This is a genomic window from Metabacillus litoralis, from assembly GCF_007994985.1.
Taxonomy (GTDB): domain Bacteria; phylum Bacillota; class Bacilli; order Bacillales; family Bacillaceae; genus Metabacillus; species Metabacillus litoralis.
In genome coordinates this window covers 139067-151450 of record NZ_VOQF01000005.1, presented here as the reverse complement: position 1 = coordinate 151450, position 12384 = coordinate 139067, and the positions used below count along the sequence as shown (strand labels likewise).

10 protein-coding genes are annotated in these 12384 nt (G+C 35.1%); 2 read left to right on the top strand and 8 right to left on the bottom strand.

Annotated elements, in window-relative coordinates:
- The first annotated feature begins 881 nt into the window (after window positions 1-881).
- Entirely contained in the window at window positions 882-1370 is a 489-nt protein-coding gene (locus tag FS935_RS08895; protein ID WP_146947683.1) for a hypothetical protein, read from the top strand.
- A 411-nt stretch (window positions 1371-1781) separates the two neighbouring features.
- On the opposite strand, the gene FS935_RS08890 is transcribed toward FS935_RS08895, so the two are convergent.
- The 4 genes from FS935_RS08890 to FS935_RS08875 all read right to left on the bottom strand — a co-directional run bounded on the left by FS935_RS08890 (window position 1782) and on the right by FS935_RS08875 (window position 6091).
- Entirely contained in the window at window positions 1782-2330 is a 549-nt protein-coding gene (locus FS935_RS08890; protein ID WP_146947681.1) for a glycerol-3-phosphate responsive antiterminator, read from the bottom strand.
- 278 nt (window positions 2331-2608) lie between these two features.
- Window positions 2609-4135, bottom strand: coding sequence for a glycerol kinase GlpK (glpK, locus tag FS935_RS08885; protein ID WP_146947679.1), 1527 nt, complete (start codon window positions 4133-4135; stop codon window positions 2609-2611).
- Window positions 4136-4162: 27 nt separating this feature from the next.
- Window positions 4163-4999: an MIP/aquaporin family protein gene (locus FS935_RS08880; RefSeq protein WP_146947676.1), complete on the bottom strand. Its 837-nt coding sequence runs from the start codon at window positions 4997-4999 to the stop codon at window positions 4163-4165.
- A 255-nt stretch (window positions 5000-5254) separates the two neighbouring features.
- Entirely contained in the window at window positions 5255-6091 is an 837-nt protein-coding gene (locus FS935_RS08875; RefSeq protein WP_146947674.1) for a C39 family peptidase, read from the bottom strand.
- Window positions 6092-6281: 190 nt separating this feature from the next.
- Here FS935_RS08875 and FS935_RS08870 point away from each other — a divergent pair, with 190 nt between their 5' ends.
- Window positions 6282-6731 (top strand): hypothetical protein, encoded by a 450-nt coding sequence (locus tag FS935_RS08870; protein ID WP_146947672.1) that lies wholly within the window; start codon window positions 6282-6284, stop codon window positions 6729-6731.
- A 152-nt stretch (window positions 6732-6883) separates the two neighbouring features.
- Here the strand turns inward: FS935_RS08870 and FS935_RS08865 are convergent, their stop codons facing one another.
- From FS935_RS08865 to FS935_RS08850, 4 genes are all read right to left on the bottom strand, one after another.
- Window positions 6884-8071 (bottom strand): PDZ domain-containing protein, encoded by a 1188-nt coding sequence (locus FS935_RS08865; protein ID WP_146947670.1) that lies wholly within the window; start codon window positions 8069-8071, stop codon window positions 6884-6886.
- A gap of 117 nt (window positions 8072-8188) precedes the next feature.
- Window positions 8189-8539, bottom strand: coding sequence for a swarming motility protein SwrAA (locus FS935_RS08860; protein ID WP_146947669.1), 351 nt, complete (start codon window positions 8537-8539; stop codon window positions 8189-8191).
- A gap of 565 nt (window positions 8540-9104) precedes the next feature.
- Window positions 9105-10562 (bottom strand): S41 family peptidase, encoded by a 1458-nt coding sequence (locus FS935_RS08855; RefSeq protein WP_146947667.1) that lies wholly within the window; start codon window positions 10560-10562, stop codon window positions 9105-9107.
- A gap of 424 nt (window positions 10563-10986) precedes the next feature.
- Window positions 10987-12324: a murein hydrolase activator EnvC family protein gene (locus tag FS935_RS08850; RefSeq protein WP_146947665.1), complete on the bottom strand. Its 1338-nt coding sequence runs from the start codon at window positions 12322-12324 to the stop codon at window positions 10987-10989.
- Between the last annotated feature and the right edge of the window lie 60 nt (window positions 12325-12384).

The following is a 12384-nucleotide window of genomic DNA, read 5'->3' as shown; positions in this document are numbered from 1 at the left end:
GAATAGGTTACTAAGACGAAGATTTTTTTCACCATATCTATAAGGGGACAAGTTAATCATAAATAACAATACTTAATTTCTGAATTTATCAATAAGAGTAAAAGTTCAATAAACAGGACCGTGTTAAACTAGTTATTATGCCTTCCCCTTTTCAATTTAGAACTCTATTAATAATTCTTTACAATATTAATGACAATCATTGAAAATGTCCAACTCATTTATATCCTAATAGCATCTTTATCTATCCAAATGACGTGATAAACTATTCAATGAGACATTATTCTTATCTCCAAAAGACAAATTTCGACATTCTCTCGATTGTAATATACAGTTTTAAGATTAATTTATTTAGTTCAATAAGGCTGTTTCACAAATATTGTTGCTTTTAAATGCAAGATGAAAACAGCTCAGAAAAAAGTCTAGTGGCTTCTCTTCTTGAAAAAATGGTACCCTATATGCAAAAAACACTCTTTCTACTTCATATTTTTTAATACATAGCAACAATCTTTCAGAATAGAGCCACCTTAATTACTTGGCATATTACCTCGTACGTATAAGATTAGCGGAAAATCAAGTAAATTTACGGATTTTAAGTTATTTAGTTCAAGGAAAAGAACCTGTCCCACTAACGAATTTATGGTTAGAGGACCAACTAGGGCATGCGCTTTTATTTGAAGATGTACTTGATTCTATTGAAATATTGGCTATTCGACAAGCTGAAGTCTAATTAGTAAATATCAGGTCGGTATCGTTCAAAACCGCCACCTTAAAGGAACTTAGAAGCAGTTTGACAAGAAATGAATTATTCTTTAGAAAACACATAAACTTTATGAAATTGGGGATATTTAACGTATACAGAAAATTGCAAAGGTGGTTTACCAATGAAGAATTCAAAAGTTTTCATGATCTTAATGACTCTCTTACCATGGCTATCCATCCCATTTTTAAAGAAAAAAACATTGATAAGATTTTTACCAAGCGTATTATTCATGAGTTTAATTTTAACAGCTGAAGGCTATTTTGCGGAGAAGAAAAAATGGTGGTGGTTTCCTTTCCATGTAAAACCTAATGTTATAGGAGAACTCCCTTTAATACTCGGACCATTCATTGTTGGATCATTTTGGATTTTAAAATTCACATATGGAAAATTCAATTTGTACATGTTAATAAATACTATTGTTGATTCTTTCTTTACTTATTTCATTCTTGATTGGTTTAAAAAAATGGGCTATGCATCACTTGTTAAGATTACAAAATTTCAACTTTCTTTATCATTCTTGATAAAGTCACTATTAATGTATGGTTTTCAAGTTGGTTATGATAAAGTGATCGGTCAAAAGAATACTCCGTCTCAGAATAAGGATTATTAATTGGGGCTGGGACACAACTTAAGTAATTAACAAAAATTCCGAACAAAGTAATAGCTTAGCGGATGAAATATACGTTGACTAATGCGGGATGAAAAGCAACTGCAAGTCCCCACAGTGCGTAGTACGAAGCGGCTTGCCATCTTCCCGCGGAAAGCGAAGTATATTTTAAGGAGCGGCGTAACTTCACCTACTCCCATTATTCGGTTTCTATTTTGATAAAATACATTTGTCCTAACCTCTTTTTATAAGGCTGTTTTCATAAACTTTGTTGCTTTAGCAACTCCTAGTAAACAGCTCTGTATCAAGCATAGTGGCATCTTTTCTTCATTGATTAGTACCTATTATGTAATAAAACAATGTTTCAACTGCAAAATTAGGGCAATTGGCAACAATCTTTCAGAAAAAAGCCTTTTATAATTTCCACAATTCCTTTCGAGATGTTGTGATAGCTTTCGCACCTGCTGAAAGGACACTCTCGACTTCATTAGGATTTGTTATAAGTCCTCCCGCAATGATTGGCAGTCCAGTTTCTTTACTTATTCTTTCTATAAGATGAGGAACACATCCTGGTAGTACTTCAATAAATTTAGGTTGAACCTTTTGAATTAATTTATATCCAGTTTCTAGTGCTATTGTGTCTAGCAAAAAAAGTCGCTGTATTGATAAAACGTTGTTTTTATTTGCGGTTTTTAAAACACTACCTCTTGTTGAAATAAGACCATCAGGCTTGATTTTTTGACAGAGATACTCAGCGGAATATTCATCATTTTTTAGACCTTGTATCAAGTCAGCATGCAATAATACCTTTTTGTCATGTTTATGAGCATATTTCATGATGTTCTCCACTTGTGCAATATGGACTTCTAGCATAACAATGTACTCAATATCACTTTTCAAAATTATTTCAAAGTCCTTCATTGTCTTTATTGCAGGCAAAATCTTCTGTCCATTAAAATCCATTTTATCCCCTCAAATCCCTTATTCTATTATCTCTATATAATACTATACTTTTAACATATATTAACTAATATGAGTATTGCAATAAATATCGTTAAACACTTTTCGCAATAGGCTCTTTTACAATTTATTCTCTATCTATTAAAGTAAAGAAAAACTATCTGGTTTACAGCAAAAATAAGGACCACAACATAAGCTGTTTTAAACTTCAGCTTTGTTGTGGTCCCCTCATTTATCTCAGACCTAATCTATTAACATGTATAAACTTTATTAATATATGTTTAAACTTTCTCTTCTGTTTTCACCTTTTTATTTGGCTTAAAGCCCATAGTTGCTTCTACTGCTTGTTGCCAACCATCATATAGAGCGGTTCTTTGTTCTTCAGCCATTGTCGGCTCAAAGGATTGATCAACACTCCATTGATTCATAATTTCCTCTCGGCTACCCCAGAAACCAACTGCAAGACCAGCTAAATATGCTGCTCCTAAAGCTGTTGTCTCATTCACAACAGGGCGCTCAACAGGAACATTTAAAACATCACTTTGGAAATTCATTAAGAAATTATTTTTAACTGCTCCACCATCAACACGTAACTTTTTCAGCTCTATGCCTGAGTCTGCTTCCATTGCTGTTAAAACATCCTTCGTTTGATAAGCAAGTGATTCAAGGGTTGCACGAATAAAATGCTCTTTTGAAGTACCACGCGTAATTCCAAAAATTGCTCCTCTAGCATCACTGTCCCAATAAGGAGTTCCTAGCCCTACAAATGCAGGAACAACATATACTCCATCAGTTGAATCAACTTTTGTTGCATATTCTTCTGATTCTGGAGCACTATCGACCATTTTTAAACCATCGCGAAGCCATTGAACTGCAGATCCGGCTACAAAAATACTACCTTCCAAAGCATACTCAACTTTCCCGTCAATTCCCCATGCAATTGTTGTTAATAATCCGTGGTTTGAAGGAACAGCTTTTTCACCAGTGTTCATTAACATGAAACATCCTGTACCATATGTGTTTTTAGCCATACCTTTCTCAAAACAAGCTTGCCCGAATAATGCTGCTTGCTGATCACCAGCAACTCCTGCAATTGGTACTGCTTCACCAAAGAAATGATAATCAACTGTTTCAGCATAGACCTCAGATGAAGAACAAACTTGAGGTAACATTGATCTTGGAACAGTTAATAGCTCTAATAATTCATCATCCCATGCTAAATCATAAATATTATACATTAAAGTTCTAGAGGCATTCGTATAATCTGTCACATGCTTTGTACCGCCAGATAGCTTCCAAATTAGCCATGTATCAATAGTACCAAAAAGTAATTTACCTTCATTCGCTTTTTGTCTTGCTCCATCAACATGATCAAGTATCCATTTCACTTTTGTTCCAGAAAAGTATGCATCAATTAATAATCCAGTTTTACTTCGGAACAAATCGTTATAACCTTTTTCTTTTAATTCTTCACAAATTTCTGCAGTTTGTCGCGATTGCCAAACAATTGCATTATAAACTGGTTGACCTGTTTCACGATCCCATACAACCGCTGTTTCACGTTGGTTCGTAATTCCAATACTAGCAATCTCTTTTGGAGAAACATTCGTTTTAATTAATAGCTCTGATATAACAGCCAATATTGAGCTCCAAATTTCTTGAGCATTGTGCTCAACCCAGCCTGGCTTCGGAAAATACTGTGTGAATTCTTTTTGTGCCACATCAACGATTTCCCCATTTTTATTAAATAAAATCGCTCTTGAGCTTGTTGTTCCTTGATCAAGTGATAAAACGTATTTTTTCTCCATATTAATTCCCTCCAATTTAAGTAAGTATTACAGTGCTTGCTTATTCATGTTAGGTGTTTTATTTATGTCTACTGTTTTACTACCACTAGTAAATCTTACCCCTAAAACAATGATTGCCAATAAACCTATTAAAATATATAGTCCCATTTCAGAGCCATTTACAAATAACACTTGGTAAAATTGCGATCCTAAAACACCACCGACAATAGGTCCTACAACAGGTATCCATGCATATTTCCAATTCGAGGACCCCTTACCTGCAATTGGAAGTAAAAAGTGTGCTATTCGTGGTCCTAAGTCACGTGCAGGATTAATTGCATATCCCGTTGTTCCACCAAGAGAAAGTCCGATAGCTGTGATAAAGAAACCAACAATGATTGGGTTTAAACCTTCTGTAAATTGATTTGCACCTATTGATAATAGTCCAAAAACTAATACCGCTGTTCCTAAAACTTCACTAATAAAATTAGATGGAGTATGAGCAATCGCTGGATCTGTAGAAAAAACCGCTAATTTTGCACCTTTATCTTCAGTCGCTTTCCAATGTGGATAATAGTATAACCAAACAATTGTTGCACCCAGAAATGCTCCAATCATTTGAGCTGCGATATATGTTGGAACATCTGCCCATGGAAATTGACCAATTGATGCAAAACCTACTGTTACCGCTGGATTTAAATGAGCACCACTAATACTACCAACAGCATATACCCCAAATGCTACTGCAAAACCCCAGCCCATTGTAATAACGATCCAACCAGAATTCTGTGCTTTCGATTTATTAAGAACTACCCCTCCAACAACGCCTCCCCCAAAAATAATGAGAATCATCGTACCAATAATTTCACCCAAAAAAGCTGACATAAAGTATCCCCCCTGTTTTGTCATTGCTTACATTTTTAACAAGTTAGAAAATATTTAGAGTAAAAAAAGACAGCCCACTTACAACTAATAAATAATTTATTAGTTGCAAATGGCTGTCTCTCCATCACTCATCAGCACGATTTAACTTGTTAAATTTAGTATATAGAAAGAAATACCATTTGTAAACGCTTTTTTAACATTTATAAACAAATTTGTTTCTGCTACCCAAAAATAGCGACCATACGTTACTTTCAATTAATGTTTAATAGCAATCGCCTGTTTCCCCATCTGTTCCCAAGCAGCTATAAAGTTTTCTTTCGGTATTTTTCGATCTTTCTCATTTGCTAAAGGATCATTAAAATAAATAAATTGTTCATCATAACCTGTTACAACAACTGAATGCTCTTTATAGGTTATCTTAATTTTCCCTTGTGGTGTTTCCCACGTTTCAAAAAATGTTTCTGGTAGAGTTTTAAACATGGTATTTGCAATTACCCATACAGGTGAACCCGCATTAATATGCTGAATGACTTCTTCAAAATCATATCCTGACAAATTAACCACTTTATTTGGAACATACTTTTCAGCAAGCTCCTCAATTGGCTCGTGATAAACTCCATAACCAGGGTTGTTAAAGGTATACATATCTCCAACAAAGCCATAGTGAGGGTTACCAAAGTGAATCACACCATTTTTAACAGTCTTGGGAGTAGGATCCTTTTTCACATTTTGAGCTAACTCCATTTTATCTACTTCAATTCCCTCGTATAAGAGGAGCATAGCTAAGCTAGTTACCTCGCAGCCTCTTGGTAGTTCTGGAAGCTGTGATACTAAAGGTACATCTAACATCTTTTCAGTAAGGATAATTTCTTCACCAGCCATCATATGTTGTAAAAACGCTGGTTCACTTAATGAATTTGCTAAACTATTGAACTCTGCTTTTAATTGCTTACCATTGTATATTAATAAAGAGAAAAAGAGAAGGACAGCAAGCCAACCCATATAATAAATCGACTTCTTGCTGCTTTTTATATATGTGGTTAATAATATTAGAGCTATGAGAGCTGTAATAAAAAGAGATAACAAACCCATAGTAAACTCCTTTCAAAAAAGCCTATACAGATAAAAGAACCATATAAATATATTATATCTATTCTAAGAGCAACTAGCATTACATATTAAGATCCTGCACTGGAAAATAGTGTAGTTACCTAACCTAATGTTTAGATCCATAGGAATAATATGTTAAAATAATTGATTATATTAAAATTAAGGAGGAAAAATGACACAAGATAAACAGATAGAAGTAACTGCCACGGGTACCTTAACATTTAAGGATTATCTAAAGCATAATCGGTATCATCAAAGGAAGATTGTCATAGGTTATTTTATTACTGCACTATTAGTTTTAACCTATATGTGTACTCGTCTTTTTTCTGGTGATTGGATATTAATAGTGCCCATTTCATTCATAATTGCTTTAATAATTGCAGGTTTCTTTACATTAATATTAATAATAGGATTACGCATCCGTATTCGTAGAGAATATAGTAGTGATCAACTAATAAAAAGCGAATTAACATATATATTTGATAACGTTGGAATAACTCAAAATGTAAGAAGATCAAACTCTTCCTTGGATTGGAATGACATTTTAGTCGCACATGAACACTATGAAATGTTCCGCCTCTACATTTCTAAAAATAAAGCTTATACCAAAGAGATTTTTTGAAAACAAGAAAGATATTATTCTTTTTAAAAAGCTGATTGTCAAAAATATGAATGCTAAAAAAGTTAAATTGATGTGATTGATACAAAGAATAAGCGCATGGAGAATTATTTTCTCCATGCGCTTATTTTTATTGCTATTTATTATGCCAGTTTTTAAACCGCTTCTGTTTCCCATTTCTTATCATCTTCTACAAAAAGTATGCCTAATTCATGATGTTCACCATCATACAAAGCTCTTTGTGCAAAACGAATTTCTCCGTTAAAATCAATAATCTCTAGCTTGCAAAACGCAGAATTCTTTTGCAATGCCTGATAAAGTTCTTCAACAGAGGTAACTGAATAACCATTAACCTTCATTACCATTTCTCCAACCTGTAACCCCATCTTTTCTGAGGGTGACTGTGGAAGAATGCCTAAAATCATTAAGCCATGATCTCTTTTTGAAAAATAAAAGGCAGCTGAATCATCATTTATACGCTGACGAATCGTAATAAACTCACGCCCAATCATTGCTATAAACATGCCGATAAACGCAGCAGGAGTGAACCATATACTGCTAACAGCAATTACTAAGGTCATAACACCTAACCAGACTACACGCTTTCCTGTTACTTTAATGCTTTCTAATGGCATTGAACCCTGCACTCGTTGATGAAAGCCTAGGAAAAAAGGAATAAACAAGAGAAGAAAGGGTTGTCCACCAATGGATAACACAGGCCACCATGACAAGGTAGATGTTAAGTCTCCGCCTGGAACCAAAAATAGCAATGGCAGCATCCACGTACGATTGGATTCATGAGTACCAATTGGTAAACCTCTTGTGCTTGTTTTTATATATGGTGATGTGTGTTGATGCGCTGTTCGGAAAATGAGCACACCTTCTGTTAAAATCAGTAATCCAGCCAAAATACTAAGTGATGTAAAGCTAGTTTCTGATAAGCCAATTAAAAAAGAATCAAATTTCTCAGCACTTTCCACTGGTAGAATGGAAATAGCGAAGAATGTTAACCCGATTGTAAAGGCAGCAGAAAGCCAACGTAATCGAAACGTAAAACCAATGACTGCTGTTACTATTGCACATAGTACAATTGCACCGAAAGGAAGACTTAAGCCTACTGCAAATAAAATAATTGATAATATCAACCCTGCAAGTATTCCCTTTGTATAAGTAAATTTCATTTCATCATAAAGATCACGAACTCTCGTATGAAATGACCTTCTTTCACGCTTAACGCGAAAATAACCATAAGCAAGTGTTAAAAGAAAAAATAAATAAAAGAGTGGATGGATGAAGAAGCGACCAACAGCCCACAGCAACTCTAGTAACCAATTTTCTATCAAAACAGAATCCCACCTCACTGTTTTTAGCCGTATCTAGTTTGAACTTGTCCAAAAAACTTTCATTTTTTTGAAATCAGTTACTCATATTTTACCATCTCTCTTAACAATTGAGTATGCTTATTTTAACTTGTTCCAAAGACTACTGTTGGAAAGGGAAAAATCATTCAAGGTTTGACCAAGTTCAATATTTAAGGTTTCTGATATCATCTGTATTGATTTTTTTATATCTGATAAAGTGAGTGTTAATCGTTTATGGCTTTTGGTTAAATAGGTAAAGTATTCTTTTACGATTTGCTCGTCCACTTCTTGGATGGTTTTCTTCTCGGAGTAGTTTGCTAAGTACATACAAAATAGGTGAATGTATTTACTAGAGCTTGCATGGGAGTGAGGTGATACGATTACTTTTTCAGTTAGTTCGTCTAGTAGGTTTTGATATACAAGTTCCCTTTGATAGCTGGATTTTCTCAAGATTAGTTCCCCCTGGTTTGTTTATTATAGAGGTTCGTTGAGGGGGTGGGTTTTACGTCCTTGAAGATAGAAAGAATTGCTAAAACGATGCAGGAAATCAATTGTTGAAGTTAAACTGACAATATTAATAACATTATATTAAAAAGCTTCAGACCAATCTGCTATGTAAAATGTACTGGTGCTAGTTGATTTGCGCTACAGGTTGCTCGCTTTCCGCGCGAAGAATATAAAAAAAGTCCAATTACCGACTTTTTTAATAAGCAATTCTTCCTAGGGCCGGGCGGTGAGCTTCCTCGGCGCACAGCGCCTGTGGGATCTCACCTGTCCCGCTGCACCCGCAGGAGTCTCACACCTTCCGCCACAATCAACTTTATATAGTTTTTGTGTAGAAGACCTTAAGGACCGAATGTACATTTGGTTAGCTCTCTTAATCTGTTGTAAAATCACTCTAAGTATTTAGCGGATACAAATCTCGACATAAGCATATTTTAGATAGTAATAAAAACAGACCAATCACTGCTTGTGATTGGTCTGTTTAATGTAATACACATTTATTTTTCAACCTTTAGTTAAACAACGTCTTAATCGCCATTTTTAGTTGTACGTCATTTTCTTCTTTGCCTCGGAGTTCTTGCATTTTCTTATTTAGGACGTCTGCTGTTTGTTGGTCGATTTTTCCGCTGATTGGTAGTTCGTTTGTTTGTTGAAATGCTTTTACAGCTGTTTCTGTTGCTTCGTTAAAGTATCCATCTGTTCGAGAAGGTGCGAAGCCGAGTCCTTTTAGAGCGATTTGTGCTGTTTTCACTTGATCGCTATTCATGTCTCGTACTAATGATTTCTCGATCTGTAATGGACTTGCTTGGTATAAAGCAGGTTGTTCCACTTTAATTGTTGGTTCAACACCTTTTTTATGAATCCAATTTCCTTCAGGTGTTAACCATTTGTAAAGCGTTAGCTTAATATTGCTGCCATCACCCATTGGTACTGCTTGTTGTACGGTTCCTTTTCCGAAAGATGTGACACCAACAACATCATAGCCTGATGCCTCTTTTAATGCACCAGCAAGGATTTCAGAAGCTGAGGCACTACCTTTGTCAATTAAAACTGTAACTGGGTAATCCTTCTTTTTTGTTAAATCAGAAAAATAACGTTTTTTATTTCCGTCACGTTCTTCAATTTGAATATATGGCTGATCTTTTGTTACAAACTGTTTTAAAATTTCCTCAACACTTTGCAAATAGCCACCTGGATTGCCACGAACGTCTAGCACTAAGCCTTCAATATTTTCTTTTTCTAATTTTGTTAATGTTTGTTGAAAATCTTTTGCTGTATTTTCAGAGAAAGAGCTAATTTCAATATATCCAACCTTTTTGCCTTCATGTTCCTTTGTACTACCAAAAACAGTTTCAAGAGGAATTTCGTCACGTACAACATCAAATGTTAACTTTTCCTTTGAATTTGGTCGAACAACCTCTATAGCAACCTTTGATCCTTTTTTACCACGAATTTTCAGGACAGTTTCATGAAGATCTAAGCCCTCAACATTTTCTCCGTCAATGCTAACAATTTGATCATTTGGTTGAAGACCTGCTTTTTCAGCTGGAGAGCCTTTGAAAGGAGATACAATTGTAACTCTTCCGCCCTCCATCCCTACTTCTGCTCCAATTCCTTCAAAGGATGAATCAAGTGATTGTGAAAATTGCTTTGCTGTTTCTTTATCCATATAAACCGAATACGGATCTTCTAATGTGGAAAGCATTCCTTGAATAGCACCCTCTAAAAGCTCCTCTTCATCTACTTCTTCCACGTATTTTGTTGATATTAATTCAAGAGCTTGTCTAAACTTATCAAACCCTTCAATTTCTGAGGCCTGTTCTTCCGCATTAAACACATTACCAAACGTCGGGATCGCTTCAGATTTTTCAGGTGAGTCCGTTTGAAGGATATCTTGACCAACATACATACCACCTGCACCTAATACCAAAGACAATGTCATATACAATGCTGTTAGTTTTCGATTCATCTTTTACCTCCGATTTCTTACGTTGCCACGTTTATGTAATTTGAGCATTAATTAGACTTTTTTTAGTATATGTCACGCTTGGACAAATCATGTAAAGCAATTTGGGAATAGTTTTTTTGGATTTGAAATTGTGTTTACGTAAAGGAGGAGGTGGTGGTGCGGATTTTGTCGAGATTAGTCTAATCGATGATAATTTTCAATAATCGCTGATAAATCCTGAAAATCGACGATAAATCTCAATAATCGCTGATATTTTCAAAAAATCGCTGATAAATTCTAAGATTGCCAATCCCACCTTAGTGAGATAGTACAAAATGTTCTAGAACATAACCCTCTGACCCAGATGAGACAAAATTTCAGAAAAACATAACAAAAAACCTCTAAAACAATACGTTTTAGAGGTGAAAATACGGGTATTTAATTATTATGGTAAATAGTTTAAAGGATTCACAGCGTTTGCTTGTCCGTTCCATGGTCCTTTGTGAATTTCAAAGTGTAGATGCTGACCTGTAGATCGACCTGTGTTACCCATGATACCGATCTGCTGACCTTTTGAAACAGATTGTCCTGCACTTACTTGTAAATTTTCCATATGTGCATATAATGTTGTGTAAACCTGTCCGCCGATGTTGTGAGAAATATAAGCAACATTACCATAACTGCTTGAATAATGGGCACGAATAACCGTACCACTTGCAGATGCAACGATTGGTACATCTGAACGGTTTGCAATATCTATTCCAGCATGTAGTTTGCCCCAACGTTGTCCATATCCTGACGTAAATCTACCTGATGCAGGCCACATGAATGATCCACTAGTTACAGCTGGCTTTTGTGTAGACGCTGAGCTACTGCCTGAACTAGAACTACTGCTATTTGAGCTAGAGCTAGATCCAGAGCTAGAATTTGAACTCTTACTTGAAGCCGCTGCTGCTTCAGCTCTTTTTCTTTCTTCAGCTTGACGCTTTGCTTCTTCCGCTGCTCTTGCTGCTTCTTCACGTTGTCTTTGCTCTTCAAGTGCGATGGCTTTCTTTTGTTCAGCTAAAAATGCTGCTTCATCTTCTAATACATGTTTTTCATGTAAAGCTTCATCATGCTGCTTTTCTACTGTAGCCATTAATTCTTCTTTTTTATTCTTTTGGACTTCTAATTGAGCTTTTAAAACCTCTAATTCTGTTAGTGCCGCTTTTAATTCTTTTAGCTTATTATTTAGATCTGCCTCTGTTTGCTCTAGTAAAAGTTTATCTGCTTCATGAGCTTTAATAATTTCTTTATCAGCTTCAACGATTGTTGTTACTGCATTAACACGACCTACGAAGTCGCCAAAGCTTTGAGCACCTAGAAGTACATCTAAATAGCTAACTACTCCACCATTTTCTTGAAGTGAACGAGCACGGTCTTCTAACAATTTATTTCGCTCAGCTATGCGAGCTTTTACTTCATCTATTTGTATTTTTAGTTCTTCAACTTCTTTTTTAGTTTCTTCAATACTAGCTTCTTTTTCTCTAATTTTACCGTTGATTTCAGCATATTGAAGATCTATTTTTTTTATTTCACTGTTTAATTTTTGTTCTTCTTGCTCTAGCTGAGAAATTTCACTTTCCTTATTTTCAAGACTAGAAGATACGTCTGATTGTTTTTGTTCAATTTGTTGCTTTTTTTCCTGTAACGTTTGAGCGAAGGTTGTATTACTAGCTGGAAGCAATAACCCGCTTGTCCCAACAACGGCAGCCAAACTGTATGTCATTAGCTTTCTTTTCATCATGTTTCCTCCCCAAATGTTATGTAAAATTACTATTATAAAGCTAGTAAACTAGCAATC

Bases quoted from the DNA above. Each gene is read 5' to 3' on its own strand.
- glpK (WP_146947679.1), bottom strand. From the start codon at position 4,135: ATGGAGAAAAAATACGTTTTATCACTTGATCAAGGAACAACAAGCTCA.
- FS935_RS08855 (WP_146947667.1), bottom strand. From the start codon at position 10,562: ATGAATCGAAAACTAACAGCATTGTATATGACATTGTCTTTGGTATTA.
- FS935_RS08880 (WP_146947676.1), bottom strand. From the start codon at position 4,999: ATGTCAGCTTTTTTGGGTGAAATTATTGGTACGATGATTCTCATTATT.
- FS935_RS08890 (WP_146947681.1), bottom strand. From the start codon at position 2,330: ATGGATTTTAATGGACAGAAGATTTTGCCTGCAATAAAGACAATGAAG.
- FS935_RS08875 (WP_146947674.1), bottom strand. From the start codon at position 6,091: ATGGGTTTGTTATCTCTTTTTATTACAGCTCTCATAGCTCTAATATTA.
- FS935_RS08850 (WP_146947665.1), bottom strand. From the start codon at position 12,324: ATGAAAAGAAAGCTAATGACATACAGTTTGGCTGCCGTTGTTGGGACA.
- FS935_RS08895 (WP_146947683.1), top strand. From the start codon at position 882: ATGAAGAATTCAAAAGTTTTCATGATCTTAATGACTCTCTTACCATGG.
- FS935_RS08870 (WP_146947672.1), top strand. From the start codon at position 6,282: ATGACACAAGATAAACAGATAGAAGTAACTGCCACGGGTACCTTAACA.